The sequence below is a fragment of the Marinomonas sp. BSi20584 genome (assembly GCF_002792415.1).
Classification (GTDB): domain Bacteria; phylum Pseudomonadota; class Gammaproteobacteria; order Pseudomonadales; family Marinomonadaceae; genus Marinomonas; species Marinomonas polaris.
The window spans coordinates 100,297-126,218 of sequence record NZ_KZ454885.1; the positions used below are offsets into that span (position 1 = coordinate 100,297).

Here is a 25,922-nt window from a genome sequence, read left to right on the forward strand (position 1 = left end):
TTTACGGAGTAACTATGGACAGCATGACAATGATTGCAATGGTTTCTATCATTACGGCAGGACTAACGATTGCCATCGGTGTTTTAGGGCCTTCACTTGGGGAAGGTAAGGCGGTGGCGACGGCGTTAACGTCATTGGCTCAGCAACCTGATGCCTCTGCGACGATTACGCGAACCCTGTTTGTGGGTTTGGCTATGATCGAATCCACCGCGATTTATTGTTTTGTGGTCTCGATGATTTTGTTGTTTGCTAATCCTTTTTGGAATCATGTCATAGCCCAAACTGCAGGCCAATAAATCATGCTAATCGATTGGTTCACCATCATTGCGCAACTGATTAATTTTCTGGTCCTAGTTTGGTTGCTGAAACACTTCTTGTATCGTCCTATTTTGAACACGATTGACGCTCGTGAAAAACGCATTGCTGATGAGCTAGCCGACGCTGATAGCAAAAGAGCCGAGGCTGATCAGCAGCGCGAGGAATTCCAACAAAAGAACACGGAATTCGACCAACAACGTACTGCGAAGATGAACATAGTAGGCGAAGAAGCGAAAACCGAGCGAGCACGTTTGTTGGAATCGGTTCGACAAGAGTCTGACGCGCTGCGCAGTAAATTGGAATTGGCGCTTAAAAACGAACAACTGAGCTTGAAAGATTCCCTAAGCCAGCGAGCACGAGAAGAAGTGTTTGCCATCGTCCGTAAAGCGCTTAGTGATATGGCTGGCACCAGTTTGGAAGCCAGTATTGCAGATGTTTTTGTGAAGCGTTTAGATGCATTAGCGGACGCTGAAAAGGCCAATTTGCAAGCGGCTTTTCAAGATTCGACCGAAGCATTAATCGTGCATACGGCGTTTGATTTGCCTAAAAAACAAATTACCCAGATTACCAAGGCGTTACATGGCTTATTGGGCGATGGTGTTGTGATTGAATTTGCCACGGATGCTAATTTGATCAGCGGGATTGAGATCGATTCCCACGGTCAGAAAATTGGTTGGAGCATCGCTGATTACCTGACTACGCTGACTAAGCGAGTCAATGACGTGATGCTGTCTCATAATGCTGTTCAAGACGAAAGCCCTGAGCTTGAGAAAAGCCAAGAGCAGGCTTCATGATGTCGATGTTTGACGGGTTATTTGCTGATTTAAAACAGGCTCGGGAATCGTTCGAACCCGCTTTGTCACCACGGGAAATCGGTAAGATTACCAGTGTGGCCACGGGGATTGCCAAGGTATCTGGCTTGCCTAATGTTGGCTACGACGAGTTATTGCTTTTTCCCGGTGATATTTATGGCATCGCGTTTAATGTCGATGAAGACGAAATTGGCGTGGTATTGCTTGGCGAGTACTGGCATTTGCAAGCTGGTGATGAAGTCGAACGACTTGGTCACGTGGTCGATGTGCCGGTTGGCGATGGCTTGGTTGGTCGCATTATCAATCCAATCGGTAAACCTTTGGATGGCAAGGGCAATCTGGCGACTACCGAGCGCTTACCAATCGAACGACCTTCGCCAGCCATTATGAATCGAGCTGGCGTGAGTGTGCCGTTGCAAACGGGCATTAAGGTAATTGATGCCTTGATACCAGTCGGGCGTGGGCAGCGAGAATTGATTCTTGGTGACCGACAAACTGGCAAGACGGCGATTGCCATGGACACGATTCTCAATCAGCGCGGCAAAAACGTCTTGTGTGTCTATTGTGCTATTGGTCAACGCGCGTCTGGAGTTGCCAAGGTTATTGCCACTTTGCGCGAACAAGGTGCGATGGAATACACAGTCGTGGTTGTGACAGAAGGCAACGAGCCACCGGGCTTAGCCTATGTTGCACCTTATGCGGCGACCAGTATCGCGGAATATTTTATGGAACAGGGTCGTGATGTGCTGATTGTCTACGATGATTTGACGCATCACGCTCGTGCGTATCGTGAATTGTCTTTATTGTTGCGTCGTCCACCAGGACGAGAAGCCTTTCCCGGCGACATTTTTTATATTCATTCGCGTTTGTTAGAAAGAGCGACGCATCTGAGCAAGGAACTCGGCGGCGGTTCATTGACGGCGTTGCCAATTATTGAAACCGAAGCGCAGGATATTTCGGCGTACATTCCGACCAATCTTATCTCCATTACCGATGGGCAAATTTACCTTTCGCCTGCCTTATTTGAACTGGGTATTTTGCCTGCGGTTGATGTGGGGAAATCTGTGTCTCGGGTGGGTGGTAAAGCACAAAGAGCCGCGTATCGAGGCGTCACGGTGGATCTTAAATTGGCTTATGCGCAATTTGAAGAATTGGAAACCTTCGCGCGTTTTGGCGCTAGGTTAGACGACGACACGCTGAAAATCATTGAACATGGTCGACGCATTCGAGCCTGCTTGAAACAGCCTGAATTTGCGCCTGTGTCTATGGCAGAACAAATCGCCGTGTTAGTCGCTTTGACCGCAGATTTGTTTGATGACATTGAGTTAGACAATATGCCCGCCGCGGAGCAAGCCGTTCGGGATGCCGCCGCGAGTATTACCGATGATATGGTTGAGCGTTTAGAAAGCACCGACAAATTAAGCAAAGAAGATAAAGCCGTGATTTTAGAACTTGCACGCCAAGCGCTTGAAACCTTCAGCACTGACACAGATTTAGGTGAGCCAAGATGACAGACAGTATCGCAAGTTTGCGTCACAAAATTACCAGCGCCCAAGACTTAGAATCTGTAGTGCGAAGTATGAAAACCATCGCATCGTCGAGCATTGGTCAATATGAAAAGGCCGTGCATTCGCTCGATGATTATTATCGAAACGTGCAATTGGGATTATCGGCGTGTTTGTCGTTATTGCAAAGTACCCAATTAGAACAGCCTGCGGTGGTTGTAAATCGATCTCAGAAAGACGCACCCGCCATCGGCGTGATTGTGTTTGGTTCGGATCAAGGTCTAGTCGGACAGTTTAATGAAGTGATGGTCGAGTTTGTTGTCGACTCCTTGGCAAGATTATCGGGCAATAAAATGGTCTGGGCAGTTGGGGAGCGGGTTGAGTCTCGCTTGTTAGATACGGATTTAAAGACCGAAGCAAGCTTTGAATTACCCCATTCGATCAACACCATTACGGGATTGGTAGGCGAAATTTTAATCGAACTGGAGGCAAAACGAGATCAGGGTCTGATTGATCAAGTGTTTTTGTTTCACCATAAACTAGAAGATAATTCGATTTCTCGACCCGTGAGTCAGCAGCTTTTGCCTTTGGACGCCGCTTGGCAGCGAGAGCTTGTTACTATTGACTGGCCAAGTAATAACCTTGTGGAAGTGATGCCAGATCAAGATCAAACACGTCGTGCTTTTGTGCGTGAATATCTGTTTGTTAGTCTTTTTCGAGCCTGTGCTGAATCGCTTGCCAGTGAGAACGCCAGCCGACTTGCCGCCATGCAACGAGCCGAAAAGAACATTGATGAGATACAAGAAAACCTTAATCAAACCTTTCACCGTCTGCGTCAAAGTGACATCGATGAAGAGTTATCCGATGTGTTATCTGGATTTAATGCTTTAAATTAGAATCTAGATCATGATTTCAGTGAGTAAATCATAAAATAAAGAGTAGTGTGTTCGCTAGCGCACAGAACTTTGAGTAGCAAAAAGATGAATATGCCATTCTATCGCTTTGTTGCGACCTGATTTCTCATTTGAAAAATACCTAAGATCCTTCCTATGCATGATGCAATCGATACGACCTTTTCACCATTACAGAATCATTTATTAGCCGCTTTACCTGAGGAAGTTCAAGTTCGTATCTTTCCTTTTCTTGAGTTGGAAAAACTGGAATTAGGGCAGGTGATGTACGAAGCGGGCGACAAATTGGCTTATGTACACTTTCCTGTTGATGCCATCGTGTCTTTGCTTTACGTGATGGAAAGTGGCGCGTCTGCCGAAATTTCCGTGGTTGGCAATGAAGGTTTGATTGGCGTTGCCTTATTTATGGGTGGTGAAAGTACTTCTAGCCGAGCCGTCGTGCAAAGCGCTGGATATGCGTATCGCCTAAAAGGCAGCATGCTAACGGAAGAGTTTAATCGACACGGTAAGCTACTGGAGTTGATGCTGCGTTATACGCAATCCTTGATCACGCAAATGGCGCAAACCGCTGTATGCAATCGGCACCATTCTATCGACCAACAATTATGCCGCTGGTTGTTATTGTCTTTAGATCGTTTGCCCGATAACCATCTCACCATGACCCAAGAATTGATTGCCAACATGTTAGGCGTACGCCGTGAAGGCGTCACCGAAGCCGCTGGCAAATTACAAAAGCTCGGCGTGATCGATTATCACCGAGGTCATATCACCGTGTTAGACAGATCAAAACTCGAAGAATTGAGCTGCGAATGTTACGCCGTCGTGAAGACAGAGACTGATCGTTTATTGCCCTATGTGTTGCCGAAAAAGTCAGCCTGATTCACTCATCTGAAATGATGTTTTAGTGTGATGACATCATTCATTGACGAGCTTCTGTGAGCTGATTGTTTGTTTGCTGGTTTGAGCGCCGCATAGGCTTCAGTAATTTTTTTGAATATTGGCTCGCAATTTGATTGCTCAGAAATATCTGGATGATATTTATGGGCAAGTTTGCGATAAGACTCTCTGATTTCTCTTGTCGATGCGGTGAGTTCTACTTCTAGCGTTTTGTAATAATCATTGAATTGCATGGTCAGTCTCCGATCAAAATAGATGAATGAAAAGTACAGAGCCGTTCGTTTTTGAGCTGTGCGAATCTGTCTATTTCCCTTAATGAGATGCAGAAAATTCGGTTGTCATTTCTATTTCTGAAAAATGGCGGTCTGTTTGTTTCATCAGCAGGGCCAGTTGTTTAAAGACGGCAGGCAAGCGATAGGGTAAATCTTCCGCGATTAATCCTGGTCCAAAGTTGTTTGCTGCTGCACCTTGCAACCAAACGGCCGCCGCAGCGGCAAGAAAAGGTTCCATGCCTTGTGTAAGTAGACCGAGCGCTATGCCTGCCAACACATCGCCAGATCCTGCGGTTGCCAAAGTTGATGGCGCATTAGCATTGATGATGGCACGTCCATCTGGGGCGGCGATGACGGTATCATTGCCCTTAAGTATGACGATGGCACCACTTGCTTTAGCTGCAGCACGAGCGCGAGATAGCTTGTCGTTATACGAAGAATCAACCACACCTTTGAATAAACGACTGAATTCGCCTTCATGTGGTGTCAGCACGCATGGGCCGGTGATCGCATCAAAAAGATCGGTTGGCGTATGTTGGAATGAAGTAAGCGCATCGGCATCGAGAACGGTTGCCTGTCCAGACTTTAACATGGTCAATACTCGTGCTTGGGTGTCGGGACCAACACCTGCACCGGGACCAATCAGTAAACCTGTAATGCGTTTATCAGCAAGCAGTATAGCCAAGTCTTGATGTCGATGAATTGGCTTGACCATAATGCTGGTCAGTGTTGCAGCATACACAGAAAGGGTAAGGTAACTCTGGCTCATGTCCACCGCGACTGTTGTCAGTCCAGCGCCGACACGAGCCGCTGACAAAGCCGCCATGCGAGCCGCGCCAGTGGCTGGCCAGCCGCCCCAAACCAGCGCATGTCCTCGGCTGTATTTGTTGCTATGTTGATTTAATAATGGCAAATCGTCAGCCCATAACGCGGGGTGATTCTCAAAAGTATCAGGGGGAATGCTGGCAAACACGGAAGCGGGTGTTCCTATATCGGCGACGACCAGTTCACCGCATAAGCTTTTCCCAGGTTGTAACAGATGGCCGGGCTTTTTACGAAAGCAGGTTAGAGTGAGGGCGCAAGGTACCGCGCCCATATTTTCGCCAGTGTCGCCCATTAACCCGCTTGGCACATCAACCGCGATGATGGTCAATTTTTTAGCCGCTGCTGCCGCAAGAGTGTCGGCTGCCGCACCTTCTAAGGGACGAGTTAGACCCGCGCCAAATATCGCATCGACAATCAATTCCGCGCCGTTTAGTGCAGCAGGCGTGAGCGTTTCAACGGGGCCATTCCAAAGAGAAGCATGATGTGCTGCAGAGCCACGAAGCTGATCACGAGTGCCGAGTAACGCGACGCGCACTGGCCAGTTTGCTTCAGCCAAACGCCGAGCGGTGACAAAACCATCACCGCCATTGTTGCCGGGACCGCAAAGTACCAATACCGGCCGCAAGCTCCAGCGATTCATAATCGCGTCTGCCACAGGACGGCCAGCATTTTCCATTAGAGTGATTGCATTGATGCCATAGGCAATAGTTAATCGGTCAGCTTCGGTCATTTGAACTGTACTGAGAAGGGCATGTGGCAGCCGATCAGATTGCCCGCGTTGTGAGTCAACCCCGGATTCCCAGTGGCTTGGTTGAGGAATCGTTAATGGTTTCATTGTGGTACCACTAGATTGGCTTTTGGCGCACGAGCCCAATAACCAGTTAGCCCGTAATGCTCATACATTTCCGCTTCTTGGTGTCGATTAATCTGCTCGGTTGAGTTGTATTCTGGTGAGTCTTTGACCAATTGGCGAGTCAGATCGATAGTGAGAGATTCGTCCAGCCAATCAATGTCTTTGATCCATTCTGGTGAGATCAGTACTTGATGTCCTCCCCACCAATTGCTGGTGTTGATTACCAAATAGCGTACAGCCCAGGTGTTTTCTTCTACTAATATTTCGGCAATATGACCAATATCGCCATCTTTCGCGTGAACGTGATAGTCAATGATGGCTTGGCAACTACGCAAATTAGGGTCTTTGTTTTGATGGTTTTCTTGGTTTGTTGACTCATTGGTGGCTAGATGTTCTTGGTTTACTGCTTCGTAAACGGCTTGATGAGCCACTTCTGCCTTGTGGATCTCTTCGTCTCCATTTAGCGAGTCGATATAGCCTGGATACATCAAATAAGGGTACATGCCTCCGGCCCATAATCCCGTGCCTCCCCAATAACTTGGATAGCCATAAAACCCCAGATAATCCATTTCATGCTGGCGCGAAACAGGTTGGTCTGTGTCAATGTTTGGGCTGTTTTTTACTTGGTCTGTGGTAATTAACACCGGAAGGATATGCTCCCAGCGGTTGGGTTTTTGAATAGAAATCGGAGAGATAAGAACTTTACGATGCATCAGCCAAAGACCTGTTTCCACTACGAAATAGCGGACCACCCACGTTAAGTCATCAAACAAAACGTCCTTTACCATACCCACATGACCGTCGCTGGCAGCAATGGTGTATTTTTCTAAATCGTTCATGCTGCGTAGCATAAGAAGTTATCCCTTTAAATTAGGTAGCTTGTAATAAAGAATCCCTCGGCGTTAACCGAGGGAAGGGTGTTAGTACTTAGCTGTTAATGGACTAACTCAGCTCGATGCGAAATCAATAACCACTCGTGACGGAACATCACCATTTTCCAGACGTTTAAAGACATCGTTAATGGCAGACAATGGCTGTAGCTCAATGTCAGCTTTTACTTTGCCTTCGGCAGCAAAGGCTAATGCTTCGGCCATATCTTGGCGTGTGCCCACGAACGAGCCGCGAATGGTGACGCAGTTAGCAACCACATCGAATAACGGCACTGGGAATTCACCCGGTGGCAAACCAACCAATACACAAATGCCACGTTTACGTGTCATGGCAACCCCTTGATTAAAAGCAATCAGTGAAGGTGCGGTGATTAATACGCCATGACCACCGCCGTTTGTTGCCTTGATTACGGCTTCAATCGCGCCTTCGTGTTTGGCATTGACCACTGCATCCGCGCCAAGTTGGGTGGCGTGTTCGAGCTTTTTATCATCGATATCAACCGCACAAACGTGCAAGCCCATGGCTTTAGCGTATTGAACAGCCAAATGACCAAGGCCACCGATACCAGAAATAACCACCCAGTCACCTGGTTTTGCTTTGGTTTCTTTAAGACCTTTGTAGGTGGTAATGCCCGCGCAGATCAGCGGCGCAGCTTCTGTGGCAGATAAGCCAGCAGGAATGTGAGCCACGTAATTTGGGTTGGCGAGTATGTATTCAGCAAAACCACCATTTTTGGTGTAGCCGCCGAACTCGGCTTCGCCACACACGGTTTCCCAAGCAGCAAGACAATGTTCACAATGACCACAGGCAGAATAGAGCCAAGGCACACCGACACGATCGCCTTCTTTTACCGCTGTAACTCCTTCACCTAGTGCCACCACAATACCGATGCCTTCATGACCGGGAATGAACGGAAGAGAGGGTTTCACCGGCCAGTCGCCAGCTTCAGCATGCAAATCGGTGTGACAAACACCACAGGCTTCGGTTTTAACCAGAATCTGTCCCGGACCTGGAGTCGGAATGTCCATTTCTTTAAGAAGGAGGCCTTCGCCGAATTGTTCGACGACAGCCGCTTGCATTTTTTTAGTCATAACAGGTTCCTATTGAGTTAATGTGCTAAATAAAGAGAGTGTGAATAGGCTCTCTTTAGCGAAGATTCTTTTAGGATGACGCCTTACCCAAACTACGCACGGATTCGATCATTTTGATCAGTACGGCCTGAGCATCACCAAATACCATGTTGCAATTGGGTGAGTAGAACAGGGCATTGACGATGCCCGAATAACCTTTGCCTTGGCCTCGCTTGATGACATAAACCTGTTTGGCTTTGTCAGCGTTCAAGATCGGCATACCGAAAATGGGTGAGGACTTATCTGTTCTTGCTGCAGGGTTGACTACATCATTGGCGCCAATTACTAGCACCACATCCGTTGTGGCGAATTCTTCATTGATGTCATCAAGTTGGAAAATAATATCGTAAGGAACACCAGCTTCGGCCAATAACACGTCCATTTGCCCCGGCATACGGCCAGCAACAGGGTGAATAGCAAACTTGACGGAAACCTTTGCGGCTTGGAGTAATTTGACAAATTCGTAGAGCTTTTGTTGTGCTTGAGCAGCAGCAAGACCGTAGCCTGGCACTATGATAACGCTTGATGCATAGCGCATTTCAATACCAGCATCTGACGCTGCGGTTTCTCGCTCGGTTCCTTTTATCGCGCCATGTTTGGCCTTAACAATGTCACCGAAATTGGTAAACAACACATTAGCGACGGATCGGTTCATGGCTTTTGCCATTAGCAAGGTTAGTAATAGGCCAGCGGCACCAACCACCATGCCGGCAATCATCAAAGCCGGATTGCCTAAAACGAAGCCTTCAAGACCCACTGCCAGACCAGTGAAGGCGTTGTAGATAGAGATCACCACGGGCATGTCTGCACCGCCAATTGGTAGGGTCATTAATATGCCGAATATCAGAGCAATGGCGAAGAAGATGTAAGTCCAGCTTGAAATGGATAGAAGCGGATTAACGCCACTCAGTGTGACAAAGACGATCCAGCCTGCCACAGCGATGGCAGCAAGAAAGACCACTCCATTGATGATTTGTTGGCTCTTTATTCTTAATGGCTTATTGATTACGCCTTGCAGTTTTGCCCAGGCAATCACAGAGCCGGACATAGAAATGGCACCGATTAATGCACCAAGTAAGGTAACAATCAATTGACTAGCGTCATGGGCGTTATTGCCAAATAACTCCACTGCGGCGATGGCACCTGCTGCACCACCGCCCATACCGTTATAAATGGCGACCATTTGCGGCATAGCCGTCATGGCGACCTTACGTCCGGCAAGCCATGCGCCGACACCGCCAATTGCAAGGGCCAGCAAGGCGAGGGTGATATTCATTAGTAGATAAGGCTTTACGCTGTCATCAATGTTCAAAACGTAGAGAAAGCTTGCCAACACAGCGGCGACCATGCCGATGCCAGCCAAACGAATGCCAGACGCGGCGGTGGCTGGTGAGGACATGCGTTTGAGACCAAAGAGAAAAAGAAAAGCGGCCACAAGGTTGGCAGCGCCGATAGTCAGTTGCGCTAAAAGAGTGAGCATGATTGTGTCCTTAGTGTTTCTTTTTCGAAGCGTGGCTGCGATGTGGTTTGCTGGCTGGTTCACTGCTCTTAAACATCGCCAGCATCCGATCTGTCACCGCGTAGCCTCCTGCAGCATTGCCGGCGCCTAGCAGAACAGCAAAAAAGCCAATAACTTGTTCCTGCGTCGTGCTGGCGTTAATGAGTGTGTAAAGCCCACCAACGACCACAATGCCATGTATGAAATTGGAACCGGACATCAGCGGTGTATGCAAAATAGCTGGCACATTGCCGATGATGACCCAGCCTGCGAATCCTGCCAGCATGAATATGTACAGGGCGACAAAGCCCGTAATCGTGAAATCAAAACTCATCACTCACTTCCTATGCTATTCAAACCGTTTTTGCGGTTTGGTTGTCTAATTTGGTTATCGGTTTTTTAGGCTATTTAGATCGAGATTTTGCTTTGGCTTTTTTATCTGTTTTATCTGTTTTATCTGTTTTAGTGGCGTTGCAAAGCTTGCCATCGTGTGTGAGAGCAGTATCGGCAAGCACTTCGTCTTCCCAATCGATAGTGACTATGTTGTTCTTCATCATTAGGGCGAGCAGGTTGAACAGGTTCTTGGCGTAAAGCTCGCTGGCATCCACTGCGAGCATGGATGGCACGTTTAATGGAGCGATTATCGTGACGCCATCAATATGAGTCGTTTCGCCGGGTGTTGATGCGTCGCAATTACCACCACCATCAGCAGACAAATCGACGATCACCGAGCCGCGTTTCATGCCAGAGACTTGTGCTTTGCTAATTAGTTTGGGGGAAGCTTTACCCGGAATAGCGGCAGTGGTGATGATCAAATCGGCTGCTTGAATGTGTTTTGTTAGGGCTTTATTGACGGTGATTTTTTCTTCCGCCGTAAGTTCTCGGGCATAACCGCCTTTGCCTGTGGCATCAACACCTGTGTCGACAAAGGTTGCTGCTAGAGACAATGCTTGTTCTTTGGTTTCTGGGCGAACATCGTAGCCTTCAACGACCGCGCCCAGTCGTTGCGCTGTAGCTATGGCTTCCAGTCCTGCGACACCAAGGCCCATGACTAAGACTTTGGCTGGGCCAATGACGCCTGCCGCCGAGGTGATTTTAGGTAGCACCTTAGTCATATTGCTCATACCAAGGGCGACCGCATAATACCCCGCTAAAGCCGATTGACTTGATAACGCGTCCATTGACTGAGCACGAGAGATACGTGGAATGCGTTCCATAGCAAAACAGGTAATCTTTTTTGTGAGCAGGCATTGAACAAACTCAGGTTCATTCGCCGCATAAACGAAACAAATCAATATTGCGCCCGGTTTCATGGCGTTAATGACCGACATAGCGGGCGGCTGAACCGCTAACACCACATCTGCGTCTTCGACCAAGGCATGGCGGTCATCCATGAAAATGACGTCTTGATAGGCGGAATCTGACAGCTTAGCCGCATCGCCAGCGCCCGATTGCATATGCAACCGAGCGCCAAGTTTGATTAACTTAGCGGTGAGTGATGGCACCAAGGAAACGCGTCTTTCATGGGGATGCGTTTCTTTTAAAATGGCAAGGTTCACATACATGACGAGATCCTTATTCTGGCGCGTCGAGAGTGGCTAGGCGTACCAGTTTTTTGTTAACGAATTCCTGAATCCCCATGTTGCCGAGTTCACGCCCGTACCCCGAATTCTTAATACCACCGAAAGGTAATTCTGCATCCGTCCAGTCGATGTTGTTGATGAACATCATGCCGGTTTCAACTTGGCTGGCGACACGTTTGCCACGTTCGATGTCTTTGGTGTAAACCGAACCGCCAAGACCGAAGTCAGAGTCGTTTGCCAGCGCAATCGCTTCGTTTTCGTTTTTCACGCGGAAAAACATCGCAACTGGGCCAAAGAATTCATCACGGTATGCTGGGTTGTCTGGTGTGATATCGGTGAGAATAGTGGGCTGCATGAAAGCGCCTTTTTGATCGAAGCGTTGGCCACCGATCAGTACTTTTGCACCATGCTCGACTGCGGCATCCACTTGCTTGAGCAAACCGATTAACGCGGATTCAGTAGACAAAGGGCCAAGGGTGGTTTTGGGGTCCATTGGGTCGCCAGGTTTGAGTGCGCTAAGTGCAGCCTGAAATTTATCCAGAAATTTGTCGGCTAATTCTTCGATAACGATAAAGCGTTTTGCTGCGCAACAGGTTTGGCCTGCGTTGTACATGCGCCCCCATACTGCCCATTTGACGGCTTTTTCTAGATCGGCATCTTCAAGGACGATAAACGCATCACTGCCACCTAATTCCATGGACGATACTTTAAGGTGATGACCTGCACTAGATGCAACCGCGCTGCCAGCTGGGACGCTACCGGTTAGCGCGACGCCTTTTATACGAGGATCACCAATTAGATTGTTGGCTTGTTCGTGAGAGATAAATAAATTGGTATACAAGCCTGCAGGAGCGCCAGCTTCTGTCAATAATTCATCAAAGGCAACGGCGCATTGTGGTACGCAGGCCGCATGTTTGATCAAGATGACGTTGCCAGCCATGAGATGCGGGCCAGCGACTCGCGCTAATTGATAGTAAGGAAAGTTCCAAGGTTCAACACAAAGGATCAAGCCAATCGGGCTGCTTTCCATGTACGCTTCGCCGCGAGTTGGGTCGAGTTTGACTGGGGCAAGAAAGCGTTCTGCGTTTTCTGCGTAATACGCCATGATTCGGGCGCTGAATTCGACCTCGCCACGGGCTTCGTCGATTCGTTTACCCATCTCAAGTGTTGCTTTTTTGGCGAATTCATCCGCACGGGCATGCAGTATCTCTCCCGCTTTGGCGATGATAACGGCACGCTCGTCGTAGCTTTTATTACGCCAGATTTGATAACACTCAGCGGCGGTTGCCATTTTATCTTCAAGTTCTTTATCGCTGATATTCTCAAAGGATTTTTGAATCTTGCCATCGTAAGGGTTAACACTTTGGTAATTCATGGTGAAGCATTCCTTATGTTTGATTTAGTCAGCTGATGCTGGTGGTCAAATGATTTGTTGCTAGAGCCTATTCTTCTTAATTTATTTCGTCAGTGCGTTTGCGTACACAGTGCATTTATATGCACTTTGTTTTTTATAGAGTGGGTTATTGTGTAAATATTTTAGTGGGAATATTTTGATGCTCTATTAGTTATTAATATTTTTTATTAATTTAATTTTTATGAGGTATTTTCTATCGGATGATTTTTTCTTTGTGTGTTGGCGTACATACAGGGGGCAAAAAATTGATGTAAATTGATTGAGTTGTATTTAATTTTTTAAAAAGAGATTTTTAATAATTAAAGTATGTGCCTGAGTTCTAGTTCGAAGTTCGACAGTTTTTAATTGTTTTTATTTCAACACCCTCATAGCTCATCAGAGCATGCTTAAGGGATTTAAGAGGACATAATTTATGAGTCAAATTATGAAAGGATTGTTTTTTTCATCGTGTCGTCATGCGCTGAAAAGCTCATCTGTGGTGGCGGTAGTTGTCTTACTGACAGCCTGTTCGAATAATCCACAGCCCAAGATGTACGGCGCTTTACAAGCCGCAGAAACGGCCATTGCCGATGCAGATAGGAATGGCGTTAACGGTTATCCATCACCTGAACTAGTTGAAGCACGAAATAAGCTACAGCAAGCACGGGCAGCAATAGAAATGGAGCAAATGCCTTTAGCCGTTTACTTAGCGCAAGAGTCTCAAGTAAATGCCGAGTTAGCATCCGCCAAAGCGACCTTGATTAAAGAGCAGCAGGTGAATGATGAAATAAAAGAGGGCATTGAGGTCTTGAAACAAGAAATGGATCGCAATATGGGAGCGGGCTCATGAGTGCATTAAATATTCGATTTTATCAAGTGGCTGGTATGGCATCCTTGCTTGTACTGTCTGGTTGTTCTGCGCCAGCATCTAAGCCAGAGGGCGCGGATAACGTACGTGCCAAGTTAATTCATTTGCAAATAGATTCTCAGCTGACTCAATCTGCGCCGTTAGAATTTAACGACGCTGAACAAGCATTGCTGTCTGCAGAACAGCCAAGAAAGGATGAAGTACTAGGTCGTCATCTTGTAATGGTTGCAGATCGTAAGGTCGATATTGCTGAAGCACGGGCAAAAAGTCGCCTGTTGGTTTTAGAACGCAAGCAGCTTAGTCAGCAGCGTAACGAGGCCAAATTAGCGGCAAGAGATCGCGAAGTGAATATGGCGCGTAGTGATGCTATGCAGTCTAAAGCCGATGCGGAAAAGCTGCGTATGGAAGCCAATGCAGAGCACAATCGTAGTCAAGAATTCCAGCGACAACTTGGAATGCTAAATGCAAAAGCGACCAATCGCGGCATGATTATGACTCTGGGTGATTTGTCTTTTGCAACAGGGAAGGCCCAGCTTCAACCTAATGTGTTGACTGATTTAGATAAGCTAGTTGTCTTTCTGAATAAGTATGCTGACCGCAGCATTGTGATAGAAGGCAACACTGATAGCGTGGGTAGTAAAGCTCTTAATCTTAAATTATCTCAGCACCGAGCTTCAGCAGTCAGAGAGTATTTAGTTGGTAAAGGTATCAATTCTGGTCGCTTAACGGTGGTTGCAAATGGGGAGAGTAATCCATTAGATACCAATGAATCTAAACTTGGTCGTCAGCATAATCGTCGAGTAGATATTGTCATTTCGAATACCGAAATGTCTAGACCTGCTGCTATTCTAAATGGTTTAACTATTAATTCAGTAGAATTTCCAGCGGATATATTAAAAGAAAATAAAGAATAGTAATTTCAAAGGTAAGCATCTTGATAATGGGAAATATTGTCAAGGTGCTTTTTTGTTATCTAATAAAAATGTGACCACCATCAGTTTTTTAGAATGTTTTAATTGTCTTTTTAATTTAATAAAAGCATGGTTTGTATCGTGTTTTTGAATGTTCAATTTGTGGTTTTTATTTTTTAAAAAGTACCCGTATTTTCACAGGATGTTAATGATGACATTTAAATTTCCAACAGCTTATACTATTTTGTTTTTGCTGATTGCCTTGGTGGCAGCAGGCACTTGGGTTGTGCCCGCAGGCCAATACGAACGTGTTGAAAATGTAACGCTAGGTAAGGAAGTGCCTGTGCCGGGTACGTATCAGCAAGTGGACTCTGACCCACAAGGTGTGGTGGATGTTTTCCTTGCGCCTATTGCGGGTTTTTATAATCCAGACAGTTACGAAGCTGCCGCCATTGATGTGGCTTTGTTCGTGTTAATTATTGGTGGATTTCTAGGTGTCGTCACCAAAACAGGCGCGATTGATACGGGGATTTCACGCGCAATGGTGAAGCTGAAAGGCCATGAAAAATGGATGATTCCGATTCTGATGGCGCTGTTTGCTATCGGCGGCAGCACCTATGGAATGGCGGAAGAATCGCTGGCATTTTATGCCTTGTTGATTCCAGTGATGATCGCCGCAGGTTACGACTCTGTAGTGGTGGTTGGCATTATTTTGTTGGGTGCTGGCATAGGAACGCTTGGTTCCACCATTAATCCGTTTGCGACCGTTATCGCCGCTAATGCTGCCGATATTCCCTTCACGCAAGGCATGGTTTTACGCTTCTTTATTTTGCTAACGGGATGGCTAGCATGTGTGGTGTATGTGATGCGCTATGCGGCAAAAATTAAACAAAACCCAGAATTGTCTATTGTAGCGGATCATAAAGCGGACATCGATGCGCAATTTTGTAAAAAAGTTCATACCGATGGCGAGGCTATGCTGACGCTGAATCAGAAGTTTGTCTTGGTGATTTTTGCTTTAACCTTTGCGGTGATGATTTGGGGGGTGTCGAGCCAAGGCTGGTGGATGGCAAAAATGGGCGCGCTCTTTATTGCTTCGTCTGTGCTGATCGGTTTTGTTACTTGGATGGGCGAAAAAACCTTCACGGAAGTCTTTATTAATGGCGCACGAGATCTATTAGGTGTCGCCATCATCATTGGTATTGCTCGTGGCATAGTCGTCATCATGGACGCAGGTCACATGACAGATACCATTTTGCATTTGGGCGAACAAAGCCTAAGCGGTTTGTCGAATGTGATGTTTATCAACGTGATGTTTGGTATTGAAGTGTTGATGTCATTCTTTGTTCCTTCTTCGTCTGGTTTGGCGGTGTTAACTATGCCGATCATGGCGCCGCTGGCTGATTTCTCTGGCGTGGGCCGAGAATTGGTGGTGACGGCGTACCAGTCTGCCAATGGTTTAGTGAATTTATTTAATCCTACTTTTGCTGTGGTGATGGGTGGGCTTGCTATTGCGAAAGTCCCTTATGAAAGATGGCTGCGCTTCATTTGGCCGCTGCTGTTAATCCTTTGTCTCATCATTATGGGCTCTCTCAGTGTTATCGCATTAATTGAATAAGCCGTTACCTATTCGGCTATGTGAATCAATACATAAAACTAAATAAAGCACATTTTCACCTATCAATAGTCGTGAGACGTTCTCATTAGTGCGTTCTCACTAAAAGGAAAAAACTATGATCGAATTTGGCGTTCACTCCGAAGTTGGCAAACTGCGTAAAGTTATCGTTTGCCGTCCGGGTCTTGCTCATTCTCGTCTTACTCCCGGCAATGCCGCGGAATTGTTGTACGACGATGTGTTATGGGTTCAGCAGGCACGTACCGACCACATGGACTTTTGCATGAAAATGGAAAGTCGTGGCGTAAAAGTGCTGGAATTTGGTCAATTATTAGAAGAAACCGTGCGCGATAAAGGCGCTCGAAATTGGATTCTTGACCGCCGCATTAGCGAAAATCAAGTGGGCGTTGGCATGTTAAATGAGTTGCGCAGCTGGCTTGATGATATGTCTGCCGAGCAATTAGCCATTTACTTGATTGGCGGGATTTCCGTTCACGAATTGCCTTTTAAGCCTCATGGCATGTTTGGTAATTATCTCGGTGGTGATGGTTTTGTTATTCCTCCACTTCCTAATACTCAGTTTCCACGTGATAACAGCAGTTGGATCTATAACGGCGTCACAGTCAATCCAATGTTTTGGCCAGCACGTCGACCAGAAACCTTGTTGGTCACCGCGGTGTATCGTTTCCATCCCGAATTTGCGCCAGCCTTTAACAATGGCGATTTCAAAATCTGGTGGGGCGATCCAGATCAGGATCATGGTCCAGCCACCGCAGAAGGCGGCGATGTCATGGCGTGGGGCAATGGCAGCGTGTTAATCGGTATGGGTGAACGTACTTCACCTCAAGCCGTTGGACAAATTGCCAAACGATTGTTCGAGCAAGGTGCAGCTACCCGTGTGATAGCTTGCCAAATGCCACGTTCTCGATCTGCTATGCACCTTGATACTGTATTCAGTCATTGTGATCGCGACGTTGTAACCGCCTTTACCGATGTTTGTGATGAGATCCAATGCTACAGCCTGCGGCCAGGTGATCACGCTGGACAAATTGATTTCCGTAAAGAAAAGAAACACCTATTTGAACTCGCAGCGGACTGCTTAGGCATCAAAAAACTCAACGTCGTGCAAACTGGTGGCGACCATTATCAGAAAGAACGCGAGCAATGGGACGATGGCAACAACGTTATCGCGCTGGAGCCTGGTGTTGTCGTCGCTTATGACAGAAATACCTACACCAATACCTTGCTTCGCAAAGCGGGCGTGGAAGTGATTACCGTGAGCGGGGCAGAGCTAGGCCGAGGCCGAGGCGGCGGTCATTGTATGACGTGTCCGGTGTGGCGTGATCCTGTCTCTTATTAATGATGCTTCTTAATTCATGAACGCTACGCTCGTTAATACATGGTTAAAAGTAGATTCGTCTACTTTTGCCTTGTCTCTTTCTAAGTAGGTATTAGTGCTCGCTACGTCATGATGCTGCAGTTTTTTTCGTCATCAGTAGTTGTGGGTATTTTTTAATCAATAAGATATAAGGTGTAAATATTTTGTTTAATTTACGAAATAAGAATTTTTTAAAATTGTTGGATTTTAGCCAGCGAGATGTGAGTTTTTTGTTGGATTTGTCTCGCGATTTAAAGCGTGCGAAGTACTCAGGCATGGAACAGCAGGGCTTGAAGGGTAAAAACATCTGTCTGATTTTTGAGAAGTCCTCGACTCGTACCTTGTGTGCATTTGAAGTGGCGTCGTTTGATCAAGGCGCACAGATCACCTATTTAGGCCCTTCTGGTTCGCAAATCGGTAAGAAAGAATCCATGAAAGATACAGCTCGCGTGTTGGGTCGTATGTTTGATGCGATTGAATATCGTGGCTTTGGTCAGGATGTTGTAGAAGAGCTAGCGAAATACGCTGGTGTGCCAGTCTATAACGGTTTAACCGACGAATTTCATCCAACACAAATGTTGGCGGATTTGCTCACTATGCGCGAGCACAGCGGCAAACCGTTGAATAAAATCAGCTATGCCTTTGTTGGCGATGCTCATTCCAATATGGGGCATTCATTGATGATTGCGGGCTGCTTAATGGGTATGGATGTGCGTATTGCTGCGCCTAAATCCTTATGGCCGAGCGACGAGTTCTTAAAACCTGCACGAGAATTAGAAAAACGCTATGGCGCGACACTTACTATTACCGAAGATGTAAACGCCGCAGTGAAAGACTGTGATTTTATTCATACGGATGTGTGGGTTTCTATGGGCGAGCCTGACTCTGTTTGGGAAGAGCGCATCAAATTACTCACGCCTTACCGTGTAAATAGCGATTTGATGAAGGCGACTGGCAACAGCAACACCAAGTTTATGCATTGCTTACCCGCTTTTCATAATCGGGACACCGACGTGGGCGAAGAGATCTTCCAAAAATTCGGCATTGAAGAAATGGAAGTATCCGACGAAGTGTTTGAATCGGAAGCAGGTATTCAGTTCGAGCAAGCGGAGAATCGCTTACATACGATTAAAGCCATGTTGGTCGCCACTTTGGGTCATTAACATTCAAGACTACTGCACTCGTAACGACTTGACAGGAAATGACGTCTAATTAAAAGGACTGGAATATGAGAATTGTAGTGGCTTTGGGTGGTAACGCCTTGTTAAAACGTGGCGAGCCATTAACGGCACAAGCCCAGCGCGAGAATATTAAAATCGCAGCGCAAGCCTTAGCAAAAATAGCCATCAATAATGAGCTAATTATCACTCATGGTAATGGCCCTCAAGTCGGTTTATTGGCACTGCAAGGCAACGCCTATAAGCCGGATGAGCTTTATCCTCTGGATGTTCTCGGTGCCGAAACCGAGGGCATGATTGGTTACATGATAGAACAAGAAATGGGCAACCTTGTTCCCGCTGAACGGCCATTGGCAACACTATTAACCATGATAGAAGTCGATCCGAAAGACCCCGCGTTTAAGAATCCCGCCAAGTTTATTGGCCCCGTTTACGAAGAAGCGGAAGCCAATAAACTCGCCAAAGACAACAACTGGACGATAAAACCAGACGGAAAAAAATGGCGTCGAGTCGTGGCTTCGCCCTTGCCAAAGCGCATTTTTGAAATTCGTCCGATTCGTTGGTTATTAGAAAAAAACACCATCGTTATTGCCAGTGGCGGCGGAGGCATTCCTACTATGTATGACGCGGATCATTCTCTAAAAGGCGTCGAAGCCGTGATAGATAAAGACTTATCCAGCGAACTACTCGCGCGGGAACTGGGGGCCGATTTATACATCATGGCGACTGATGTTCAGGCGGTGTACCTGGACTGGGCGACGCCACAACAGCGTGGCATTAAAAGCATAAATCCTATCGATCTCGCCAACTACGACTTCGCTACTGGTTCCATGGGACCGAAAGTTAACGCTGCTCGACAGTTTGCCGAGAAGACCGGCAAAGTCGCCGCCATTGGATCATTAGAAGAGCTTGAATCAATCGTTAAAGGCACCGCAGGTACACGAGTGAGCAAGCTGGTTGGACCAATGGAAAGGTATTAGCAACTATTGTAAAAACAGTAATTAAATGTTTTTAAAAAAAGGATCAGACAATGAACATGAAAGAAGCTTACCAAAAAAAACTCCAAGCACAATTAGACGAGTGGAGCGCAGAAATTGATTTGCTCAAAGCAAAAGCCCGCAGTTCAGAAGCTGACGCGCAAATTGAGTACTCGAAACAAATCGAGGAGCTGCATGCGATGCGAGAATCGGCCAAGCGAAAAATTACCGAACTGAAAGAAGCCAACGATGATGCATGGGAGGATCTAAAAGCAGGTATGGATAGTGCGTGGAACTCGCTCAGCAAAGCGGTTAAGTCGGCTCGCTCTAAATTTAAATAAATGAGCGGCAAGAGGAATACCGATGTTTGTTTTGTGGTCGAATGTCAGAGCAAAGTTTGTCTGACATTCGAGTGTTGATAAATAAATGTTGAGTCTTAGTTTTTGCTCACTCGCCAAATTGTATTACCCACATCATCCGCTACTAATAATGCGCCAGTTTTATCAATGGTTACGCCAACCGGTCTACCATAGGCATCGCCATCTTCACTAAGAAAGCCAGTCACGACATCGATAGGATTCGCGGAAGGTTGTCCATTAACAAAGGGAACGAAAACAACCTTATAGCCGCTCGGTGGGCGACGATTCCATGAACCATGTTCGCCTATAAACATACCATTGCTGAACGTTGAGGGTAGGCTAGTTCCGGTAGATGAAGTTAAACCGAGAGGCGCTACGTGTGAGCCTAGCGCGTAATCTGGCGCAATGGCTGTGGCGACAAGATCAGGACGTTGCGGTTGAATTCGGGTATCAATATGTTGCCCGTAATAACTGTACGGCCAGCCATAAAATCCGCCATCGATTACCGAGGTTAAATAATCTGGCACTAGGTCATTACCCAGTTCGTCGCGCTCGTTAACTACCGTCCACAATTTCCCTGTCGTAGGCTCCCACGCCATACCATTTGGGTTGCGCAAACCGCTGGCAAAGACCCGAGAGGCGCCAGAGTTAATATCCACTTGCCAAATCGCCGCGCGCTTTGCTTCCGCTTCCATGCCGTTTTCGCCGACATTACTGTTAGAACCAACGCTGACATAAAGCTGAGTACCATCGGCACTGGCGAGAATGTTTTTCGTCCAATGATGATTGATAGGGCCCGCTGGCAAATCTACTAGCTTGTTTCCAGGTGTTGTAATTTGCTTATCGCCCGTGTGATATGGAAAACCTAAAATTGCATCCGAATCAGCGACATACAAAGTATTACCCACTAAGGCGATGCCAAAAGGGGAGTTAAGGTTTTGTAAAAATACAGTTTGAATATCAGCAACGCCATCGCCAGTGCTATCGCGTAGTAGAGTGATGCGATTAGCGCTTGGTACAGCTGCTCCAACGCGCTTCATGACCAATCCCATCACCCAACCTTTCAATCCTTTGTTGCCATCTGGTTTGGCCGGAGCGTTAGTTTCGGCAACAAGCACATCGCCATTGGGCAAAACATACAACCAACGAGGGTGGTCTAATCCTTTGGCAAACAGGTTTACCTGTGTGCCTTTAACAGTTACTGGCGTTTTATCAGCAGGCCATCCTATCGCCGGCGCAATTTTTAACGTCGGTATCAAGTCGTGCTCTGGTTCAGGTAACGTTGGGTTTGCACCTACGCCAAAATTTTCTGGATGGGGGGATTTTTCAGCGCAGCCATTAATCGACAATGCTCCGATAACAAGTACCGCAGAAGCAGCAAATCTATTATTTATGAGCAATAAATCTTTCATTATTTTTTCCTGAAGAAAATAGAACGCAGGGATGGCAGACTGCCATGGTTACGAGCGAAGCCAAAGAGTAAAGCCAAACACACCCTTTGGGACTGAGCGTGCTGTATAAATTTTAAATCATACTTCAGTGCGGATGCTCTAACGAGCAATGCGCTTCGTCTGCTTCGCTTTCTATTTGAATCGTAGCGTGTTCTATCGAGAACTCATCATGTAGATGATGCTGGATTTGGTGCAGGAAGCCTCTCGGTGTACTGTCTTTCATCACCAAGTGCACGGTTAAGGCCACTTCTGTGGTGCTTAACGGCCAAACGTGTAGATCATGAATACGGGCGACGTCTGGCAAGTTTTCTAGGTACTTTCTCAGTGCTGGCATGTCAATTTTGTCTGGCACAGCATCTAGTGTGTAGTTCATGGAATCTTTTAGTAGATTCCATGTGCCTATGAAAATCACCGCGACGATCAGTAGACTGATAACAGGGTCGATCCACAACCAGCCTTTCCACCAAATGAGTGCGCCAGCAATCACCACACCTAAGGACACCGCCGCATCGGCTGCCATGTGCAAGAATGCGCCTTTGATGTTTAAGTCGTGCTGATGGTCTCCCATAAATAAAAGCGCAGTCGCTGTATTTATCACCACACCAATCGCAGCCACTACCATCATAGTAATACTCGCAACAGGTGCAGGTTCTGAGAAACGCGCTATCGCTTCCCAAGCAATAACCCCCAATGCCGCCAATAGCATGGCAGCACTGATCAAAGACGCCACCACAGTCACCTTACGAAGACCATAAGTACGTTTTTCGGTCGCGGCTTTTTTGGCCAACACACTTGCGCCCCAAGCGAGCAATAAACTCAGCACATCGCTTAAGTTGTGTCCTGCATCGGCAATCAGCGCGAGTGAGTCTGCCGCAAAACCATAAATAAACTCGACCGTTGTAAAAAAGACATTGAGAACGATGCCGATGGCAAACGCACGATTGTAATTACTAACATGATGACTGTGATCGTGGCTCATAGATCCTCTTACGCAAATAAAAAACAGTATACCTTTTTTACCTTTCAGGAAAGCGAGACTCGAGGGAATCGTTTGTACATTAAATTCACCAGCCACACGACATAAGCAGGAATGATATAAACGCTACATGCACACCCAGTCGAGAGAACAGATGTGCAAAGCGTTGGGGGAGGGGTAGGCGTTTAAGCCAAAAAATATTATTGTGCCGTAGTTTTATGAAATTATGTAGATGATTGATATGTATATGAATCGCGCTTAATTGTAGAAAGCGGCACATAAATGATCTTTGCTAACATGATAAATTGAGTTTACAATAAAATTTTGACGATGATGTCATAATTTCATTGAGGTTAATTACCATGCCTTTACCTAAAGCAAGACAAGAAAAGCCAAAAGCGACCGCGAAAGACGTTAAGTCAGCTGCTGCCGTTGGTGACGCTGTGTTTGCTTACTTTCAAAAACACGGCAAGTTTCCTACTTCTAAAGAGCAACTGCAACCAGCTAAGGCTTAACTTGGCGATTGTACAGACAGCCTCTATTTTTAGAATGGCTCCTGACTGGGAGCTTCACAAAAATACTTTTGAATCCTACAAGCTTAATGGTGAACAGCCAGACTTTTATGGTCGTGACGCATCATTAAGCCACCCTCATGTTCACCATATACACCTCGCTCAAACACAAGAGCTAGCCAATCTTTGGGCTAAACGACACCCTAGAATTGATCAGGTCTATTATCGCACTACCCGAATGGGTGATCCTGATAATGACTATTGGCTGATTTATGCCTTTGATGATTTTGAAGAGAAGTACCTGTTGCTAACTATTCTAGGTCCAGATGCCCACAACAACGTGCAATGGCGTGCTTATCTTACGAGCTTGTACACTCAATTTGTTGAGCCTTGGATCAATGGCAAGCTGGATGATGTGGTTTAGTCGGGCGAGTAGATTTCTTTAAATAGGCTTCTGATCCCTTCAATGCCCTTTTTATTGAATGAAGCAACTTTATTGCTATCTTCTGCTGACAGTTCTGTCTCTCTTTTTTCCATTATTGTTTCTAAAAATCTATGTGTGTCTGCAGCAGTTGGGATTGAACTGATGTTTTTAAAATTAAAGGCTTCACAGTTTATGAGTTGTGAAGCAAAGGCTGAAGATGATACGTGAAACTTCTCGATTGAGTTCATGGTTATGCTTCTGCGCTCCATGCTAAGGCGAGAGAGTAGATCTATGGCCTTTTCTTGTTCTCTTGAGTTGGTGGCTTTTTCTAAATCGCATTCGATTTTGTTGTCATGAGAGTTATTGATTAAGAGTTGTCTTACATCAATCATCATTGCGTTATAGGACTGGCTTAACTCTTTTAGAGCGATTGCGGACTGTTCAAGTCGGTGTTGCTTTTTGATCCTTTCTTCCCATGAATTGAAAGACTTGTAAGCATAAAAGGCGGCGGCAAGTGTTGCTATGGCAGCGAGACTGGTCGTGAAGTTTAAAAAAACTGATAGCTTACTATCAGTAGCAGACCATATTGGAAAGCCTGTCAATGTACCAAACGTGTAGCTGATAATGATGATAAAAGTGCAACAAACCCACCAACTCCCGTCCTTGAAACTCATGTTTTATATACCTTTTATGATTGTCTATTTGCTGCAATAGTTGCATTAAGTAATTTAATGAGCTTAATACTTGAAGTTAGTTTCTTCATGAAATTATGCTTCGTTTAATGACCGTGTGGTGCATTCGAAAATGGGTGTCTGATTATCTTGCAGTGTCAGCGTTGGTTTGATCGTATAACCAATTTTTGCAAGAAAACCAATGAGTTTATCAGAAGAGAATTTGTCTACTTTGCCTCTTGTTAGCTCACTTACTCTAGGTTGGGTGATGCCCAAGTTAACCATTATATCCGCTTGTTTCCAGCCTTTTGATTGGAAGTAGTTTCTAAGCACAAGCATCATATCTGCACGGAACTCGAGGTCAGCAGCTTCCGCTGGATCATCTGCAATTGCATCAAAAATGTTTGTATATTGTAATTTTTCCATGGCAGTGCTCACTGTAAGTTCATTCGAAGCAAGTTGAGCATCTTGTTTTATACAAAATAACGTATAAATGATGATAGGCTGAGTTTACATATGCGTCAATACATATTGCAGTATGCATTTGTTTTGAGTCTAGCTAAAAAGTTAGTGCGTGGTGGAGCAAATAGAAGAGCCTATGTTTGCAAGGAACTGGTTTACGCTTATGCCATGTGGATCTGTCCCAAGTTCAACTTGCAAGTGGCCCGAGCCTTTGACCGAGCTTAAACTCATCAATGACTTCGCTAAATCCTTAGGCCGCCACTTTGGGGAAGGTAGTTGATAAATAAAGTTTACGTGTATAAACTACAAATATTGACAGAGATGTCATGTATGGATGCAGCAGAGTGAGTAACATCACACATCCGGCTACCGTAAAAGGTCGAGGGCAACCCGGTAAAGGCTTTCTGAATATCGGGCATAGGCTCAAAATTTGAATCAATGCTCGACGGAACCCGCTTTTAAGCGGGTTTTGTTATTTCTGGGGTTTGGGAAGTGGCTTTCCGAACCTAAGATTCTTTGCAATGTTGAAAAAGTTTACCTTATTTAGCTTGGGCATCACCTTCTCAGGATAAGCACTGGTAATGTGTATCCTCATTAATTTTTTCTCTCGGTACATCTTAAAGGGCACGAAATAGATTATTTGCCCTTCTTCCTCAGTGTTGATTGTGACAGATGCATAGCTACCGTAACCTGCGTGCCCTATGCGGGTTTTCTTATCTCCAAATGCATCAACAATTCGCCTCAAGTACTTTTTTGAGAGTTCGTATCTTACAAAACAAAATGGTTTGCTTTCTTTTCGAGCGTGGTACATCAAGCTCGCTTTTTCCTCTTCTGTTTGATGAGAATAGTCTTTTGCAAAGCAGTGGAACGAATAGGAAACCATAAATGTGTAGGTCTCTTTTTTTCCGTTTCTGATATCAGAATATGACGCTTCATGGGCGTCAAGGTGACTAAGATCGTATTCTTGTCCGCTTGAATCGGTAAATGGCTTCCATTTATCTACCTCGTCAATCTTTCTCCGCATTCCTTGCCTCAATTTATCAATAGTAGTGCTAAATAATATACCTTTGGCTGGTTATAAATTCCATATTGAGGCGGGAGGGGCTGGACTTCTCAGGCATTAAATAAGCGCCTCATTTCTGGTGGCAAAATCAGAAACTCTTCCCGTTACAAAAATTCACTTGGTCATTCGCGCTGCTTAAAACTATACTGTATATCCATAAGGGCTATCCATTTAGAGCAACCAGACACT

At 46.0% G+C, this 25,922-nt stretch carries 28 protein-coding genes; 15 read left to right on the top strand and 13 right to left on the bottom strand.

Going from position 1 to position 25,922, the window contains the following annotated elements; genetic code table 11:
* Positions 1-14 precede the first annotated feature (14 nt).
* The 5 genes from TY87_RS15785 (at position 15) to TY87_RS15805 (ending at position 4,425) form a co-directional block, all read left to right on the top strand.
* On the top strand, positions 15-296 hold the full coding sequence (locus tag TY87_RS15785; protein ID WP_072842229.1) for a F0F1 ATP synthase subunit C: 282 nt from the start codon (positions 15-17) through the stop codon (positions 294-296).
* Positions 297-299: 3 nt separating this feature from the next.
* The gene (locus tag TY87_RS15790) at positions 300-1,112 is read left to right on the top strand and encodes a F0F1 ATP synthase subunit B family protein (RefSeq protein ID WP_100187798.1); all 813 of its coding nucleotides are present in this window, start codon (positions 300-302) and stop codon (positions 1,110-1,112) included.
* Positions 1,109-2,641 (top strand): alternate F1F0 ATPase, F1 subunit alpha, encoded by a 1,533-nt coding sequence (locus TY87_RS15795; protein ID WP_100187799.1) that lies wholly within the window; start codon positions 1,109-1,111, stop codon positions 2,639-2,641. Before TY87_RS15790 ends, TY87_RS15795 begins: the two co-directional genes overlap by 4 nt.
* Positions 2,638-3,531, top strand: coding sequence for a F0F1 ATP synthase subunit gamma (locus TY87_RS15800; RefSeq protein ID WP_100187800.1), 894 nt, complete (start codon positions 2,638-2,640; stop codon positions 3,529-3,531). Before TY87_RS15795 ends, TY87_RS15800 begins: the two co-directional genes overlap by 4 nt.
* A 153-nt stretch (positions 3,532-3,684) precedes the next feature.
* Positions 3,685-4,425 (top strand): Crp/Fnr family transcriptional regulator, encoded by a 741-nt coding sequence (locus TY87_RS15805; RefSeq protein WP_100187801.1) that lies wholly within the window; start codon positions 3,685-3,687, stop codon positions 4,423-4,425.
* Positions 4,426-4,430: 5 nt separating this feature from the next.
* Here the strand turns inward: TY87_RS15805 and TY87_RS15810 are convergent, their stop codons facing one another.
* From TY87_RS15810 to TY87_RS15845, 8 genes are all read right to left on the bottom strand, one after another.
* Positions 4,431-4,676, bottom strand: coding sequence for a DnaJ domain-containing protein (locus TY87_RS15810; protein WP_100187802.1), 246 nt, complete (start codon positions 4,674-4,676; stop codon positions 4,431-4,433).
* Between the two features lie 79 nt (positions 4,677-4,755).
* Entirely contained in the window at positions 4,756-6,375 is a 1,620-nt protein-coding gene (locus TY87_RS15815) for an NAD(P)H-hydrate dehydratase (RefSeq protein ID WP_100187803.1), read from the bottom strand.
* Positions 6,372-7,244: a PRC-barrel domain-containing protein gene (locus TY87_RS15820; protein WP_100187804.1), complete on the bottom strand. Its 873-nt coding sequence runs from the start codon at positions 7,242-7,244 to the stop codon at positions 6,372-6,374. The genes TY87_RS15815 and TY87_RS15820 overlap by 4 nt, the downstream gene beginning before the upstream one ends.
* Positions 7,245-7,340: 96 nt before the next feature.
* Positions 7,341-8,375 carry an alcohol dehydrogenase AdhP gene (gene adhP, locus TY87_RS15825; protein ID WP_100187805.1) on the bottom strand — a complete coding sequence of 345 codons (1,035 nt, stop codon included), beginning with the start codon at positions 8,373-8,375 and terminating at the stop codon, positions 7,341-7,343.
* 70 nt (positions 8,376-8,445) lie between these two features.
* Positions 8,446-9,894 carry an NAD(P)(+) transhydrogenase (Re/Si-specific) subunit beta gene (locus tag TY87_RS15830; protein WP_100187806.1) on the bottom strand — a complete coding sequence of 483 codons (1,449 nt, stop codon included), beginning with the start codon at positions 9,892-9,894 and terminating at the stop codon, positions 8,446-8,448.
* 10 nt (positions 9,895-9,904) lie between these two features.
* Positions 9,905-10,246: an NAD(P) transhydrogenase subunit alpha part 2 gene (locus TY87_RS15835; RefSeq protein ID WP_012069672.1), complete on the bottom strand. Its 342-nt coding sequence runs from the start codon at positions 10,244-10,246 to the stop codon at positions 9,905-9,907.
* A gap of 70 nt (positions 10,247-10,316) precedes the next feature.
* Positions 10,317-11,477, bottom strand: coding sequence for an NAD(P) transhydrogenase subunit alpha (locus TY87_RS15840; protein WP_100187807.1), 1,161 nt, complete (start codon positions 11,475-11,477; stop codon positions 10,317-10,319).
* A 10-nt stretch (positions 11,478-11,487) separates the two neighbouring features.
* On the bottom strand, positions 11,488-12,870 hold the full coding sequence (locus TY87_RS15845) for an NAD-dependent succinate-semialdehyde dehydrogenase (protein WP_100187808.1): 1,383 nt from the start codon (positions 12,868-12,870) through the stop codon (positions 11,488-11,490).
* Between the two features lie 451 nt (positions 12,871-13,321).
* Here TY87_RS15845 and TY87_RS15850 point away from each other — a divergent pair, with 451 nt between their 5' ends.
* From TY87_RS15850 to TY87_RS15880, 7 genes are all read left to right on the top strand, one after another.
* Positions 13,322-13,738 carry a DUF4398 domain-containing protein gene (locus TY87_RS15850; protein WP_100187809.1) on the top strand — a complete coding sequence of 139 codons (417 nt, stop codon included), beginning with the start codon at positions 13,322-13,324 and terminating at the stop codon, positions 13,736-13,738.
* Positions 13,735-14,670: an OmpA family protein gene (locus TY87_RS15855; protein ID WP_100187810.1), complete on the top strand. Its 936-nt coding sequence runs from the start codon at positions 13,735-13,737 to the stop codon at positions 14,668-14,670. Before TY87_RS15850 ends, TY87_RS15855 begins: the two co-directional genes overlap by 4 nt.
* A 208-nt stretch (positions 14,671-14,878) precedes the next feature.
* On the top strand, positions 14,879-16,285 hold the full coding sequence (locus TY87_RS15860; protein WP_072842262.1) for a YfcC family protein: 1,407 nt from the start codon (positions 14,879-14,881) through the stop codon (positions 16,283-16,285).
* 115 nt (positions 16,286-16,400) lie between these two features.
* Positions 16,401-17,642: an arginine deiminase gene (locus TY87_RS15865; RefSeq protein ID WP_072842264.1), complete on the top strand. Its 1,242-nt coding sequence runs from the start codon at positions 16,401-16,403 to the stop codon at positions 17,640-17,642.
* A 179-nt stretch (positions 17,643-17,821) separates the two neighbouring features.
* On the top strand, positions 17,822-18,823 hold the full coding sequence (gene argF / locus TY87_RS15870) for an ornithine carbamoyltransferase (RefSeq protein ID WP_100187811.1): 1,002 nt from the start codon (positions 17,822-17,824) through the stop codon (positions 18,821-18,823).
* 65 nt (positions 18,824-18,888) lie between these two features.
* Positions 18,889-19,818: a carbamate kinase gene (gene arcC, locus TY87_RS15875; protein WP_100187812.1), complete on the top strand. Its 930-nt coding sequence runs from the start codon at positions 18,889-18,891 to the stop codon at positions 19,816-19,818.
* A gap of 50 nt (positions 19,819-19,868) precedes the next feature.
* Positions 19,869-20,156, top strand: a complete 288-nt coding sequence (locus TY87_RS15880; protein WP_072842270.1) for a sll1863 family stress response protein — start codon at positions 19,869-19,871, stop codon at positions 20,154-20,156.
* 95 nt (positions 20,157-20,251) lie between these two features.
* Here TY87_RS15880 and TY87_RS15885 read toward each other — a convergent pair whose 3' ends face one another.
* Both TY87_RS15885 and TY87_RS15890 read right to left on the bottom strand, forming a co-directional pair.
* Entirely contained in the window at positions 20,252-21,586 is a 1,335-nt protein-coding gene (locus TY87_RS15885) for a PQQ-dependent sugar dehydrogenase (protein ID WP_100187813.1), read from the bottom strand.
* A gap of 124 nt (positions 21,587-21,710) precedes the next feature.
* Positions 21,711-22,604, bottom strand: a complete 894-nt coding sequence (locus TY87_RS15890) for a cation diffusion facilitator family transporter (RefSeq protein WP_100187814.1) — start codon at positions 22,602-22,604, stop codon at positions 21,711-21,713.
* Between the two features lie 359 nt (positions 22,605-22,963).
* Here TY87_RS15890 and TY87_RS22500 point away from each other — a divergent pair, with 359 nt between their 5' ends.
* Complete coding sequence (locus TY87_RS22500; protein ID WP_157789907.1) at positions 22,964-23,116, top strand: hypothetical protein; 153 nt, start codon at positions 22,964-22,966, stop codon at positions 23,114-23,116.
* 1 nt (position 23,117) lies between these two features.
* Positions 23,118-23,537 carry a type II toxin-antitoxin system YafO family toxin gene (locus TY87_RS15895; protein ID WP_100187815.1) on the top strand — a complete coding sequence of 140 codons (420 nt, stop codon included), beginning with the start codon at positions 23,118-23,120 and terminating at the stop codon, positions 23,535-23,537.
* Here TY87_RS15895 and TY87_RS15900 read toward each other — a convergent pair.
* A complete protein-coding gene (locus TY87_RS15900; RefSeq protein WP_100187816.1) occupies positions 23,534-24,211 on the bottom strand; it encodes a hypothetical protein in 678 nt (225 codons plus the stop codon). The genes TY87_RS15895 and TY87_RS15900 overlap by 4 nt on opposite strands.
* A gap of 93 nt (positions 24,212-24,304) precedes the next feature.
* Positions 24,305-24,634: a helix-turn-helix domain-containing protein gene (locus TY87_RS15905; protein WP_100187817.1), complete on the bottom strand. Its 330-nt coding sequence runs from the start codon at positions 24,632-24,634 to the stop codon at positions 24,305-24,307.
* 90 nt (positions 24,635-24,724) lie between these two features.
* Here TY87_RS15905 and TY87_RS23010 point away from each other — a divergent pair, with 90 nt between their 5' ends.
* Positions 24,725-24,895, top strand: coding sequence for a KilA-N domain-containing protein (locus tag TY87_RS23010; protein ID WP_232617157.1), 171 nt, complete (start codon positions 24,725-24,727; stop codon positions 24,893-24,895).
* Positions 24,896-25,142: 247 nt separating this feature from the next.
* Here the strand turns inward: TY87_RS23010 and TY87_RS15915 are convergent, their stop codons facing one another.
* Positions 25,143-25,694, bottom strand: a complete 552-nt coding sequence (locus TY87_RS15915) for a stationary phase growth adaptation protein (protein WP_100187818.1) — start codon at positions 25,692-25,694, stop codon at positions 25,143-25,145.
* Positions 25,695-25,922: the final 228 nt, after the last annotated feature.

What these genes read in the sequence shown, in the direction of transcription:
- TY87_RS15785 (WP_072842229.1), top strand. Translation starts at nt 15, where the DNA reads ATGGACAGCATGACAATGATTGCAATGGTTTCTATCATTACGGCAGGA.
- TY87_RS15790 (WP_100187798.1), top strand. Translation starts at nt 300, where the DNA reads ATGCTAATCGATTGGTTCACCATCATTGCGCAACTGATTAATTTTCTG.
- TY87_RS15795 (WP_100187799.1), top strand. Translation starts at nt 1,109, where the DNA reads ATGATGTCGATGTTTGACGGGTTATTTGCTGATTTAAAACAGGCTCGG.
- TY87_RS15800 (WP_100187800.1), top strand. Translation starts at nt 2,638, where the DNA reads ATGACAGACAGTATCGCAAGTTTGCGTCACAAAATTACCAGCGCCCAA.
- TY87_RS15805 (WP_100187801.1), top strand. Translation starts at nt 3,685, where the DNA reads ATGCATGATGCAATCGATACGACCTTTTCACCATTACAGAATCATTTA.
- TY87_RS15810 (WP_100187802.1), bottom strand. Translation starts at nt 4,676, where the DNA reads ATGCAATTCAATGATTATTACAAAACGCTAGAAGTAGAACTCACCGCA.
- TY87_RS15815 (WP_100187803.1), bottom strand. Translation starts at nt 6,375, where the DNA reads ATGAAACCATTAACGATTCCTCAACCAAGCCACTGGGAATCCGGGGTT.
- TY87_RS15820 (WP_100187804.1), bottom strand. Translation starts at nt 7,244, where the DNA reads ATGCTACGCAGCATGAACGATTTAGAAAAATACACCATTGCTGCCAGC.
- adhP (WP_100187805.1), bottom strand. Translation starts at nt 8,375, where the DNA reads ATGACTAAAAAAATGCAAGCGGCTGTCGTCGAACAATTCGGCGAAGGC.
- TY87_RS15830 (WP_100187806.1), bottom strand. Translation starts at nt 9,894, where the DNA reads ATGCTCACTCTTTTAGCGCAACTGACTATCGGCGCTGCCAACCTTGTG.
- TY87_RS15835 (WP_012069672.1), bottom strand. Translation starts at nt 10,246, where the DNA reads ATGAGTTTTGATTTCACGATTACGGGCTTTGTCGCCCTGTACATATTC.
- TY87_RS15840 (WP_100187807.1), bottom strand. Translation starts at nt 11,477, where the DNA reads ATGTATGTGAACCTTGCCATTTTAAAAGAAACGCATCCCCATGAAAGA.
- TY87_RS15845 (WP_100187808.1), bottom strand. Translation starts at nt 12,870, where the DNA reads ATGAATTACCAAAGTGTTAACCCTTACGATGGCAAGATTCAAAAATCC.
- TY87_RS15850 (WP_100187809.1), top strand. Translation starts at nt 13,322, where the DNA reads ATGAGTCAAATTATGAAAGGATTGTTTTTTTCATCGTGTCGTCATGCG.
- TY87_RS15855 (WP_100187810.1), top strand. Translation starts at nt 13,735, where the DNA reads ATGAGTGCATTAAATATTCGATTTTATCAAGTGGCTGGTATGGCATCC.
- TY87_RS15860 (WP_072842262.1), top strand. Translation starts at nt 14,879, where the DNA reads ATGACATTTAAATTTCCAACAGCTTATACTATTTTGTTTTTGCTGATT.
- TY87_RS15865 (WP_072842264.1), top strand. Translation starts at nt 16,401, where the DNA reads ATGATCGAATTTGGCGTTCACTCCGAAGTTGGCAAACTGCGTAAAGTT.
- arcC (WP_100187812.1), top strand. Translation starts at nt 18,889, where the DNA reads ATGAGAATTGTAGTGGCTTTGGGTGGTAACGCCTTGTTAAAACGTGGC.
- TY87_RS15880 (WP_072842270.1), top strand. Translation starts at nt 19,869, where the DNA reads ATGAACATGAAAGAAGCTTACCAAAAAAAACTCCAAGCACAATTAGAC.
- TY87_RS15885 (WP_100187813.1), bottom strand. Translation starts at nt 21,586, where the DNA reads ATGAAAGATTTATTGCTCATAAATAATAGATTTGCTGCTTCTGCGGTA.
- TY87_RS15890 (WP_100187814.1), bottom strand. Translation starts at nt 22,604, where the DNA reads ATGAGCCACGATCACAGTCATCATGTTAGTAATTACAATCGTGCGTTT.
- TY87_RS22500 (WP_157789907.1), top strand. Translation starts at nt 22,964, where the DNA reads ATGCCTTTACCTAAAGCAAGACAAGAAAAGCCAAAAGCGACCGCGAAA.
- TY87_RS15900 (WP_100187816.1), bottom strand. Translation starts at nt 24,211, where the DNA reads ATGAGTTTCAAGGACGGGAGTTGGTGGGTTTGTTGCACTTTTATCATC.
- TY87_RS15905 (WP_100187817.1), bottom strand. Translation starts at nt 24,634, where the DNA reads ATGGAAAAATTACAATATACAAACATTTTTGATGCAATTGCAGATGAT.
- TY87_RS23010 (WP_232617157.1), top strand. Translation starts at nt 24,725, where the DNA reads ATGCGTCAATACATATTGCAGTATGCATTTGTTTTGAGTCTAGCTAAA.
- TY87_RS15915 (WP_100187818.1), bottom strand. Translation starts at nt 25,694, where the DNA reads ATGCGGAGAAAGATTGACGAGGTAGATAAATGGAAGCCATTTACCGAT.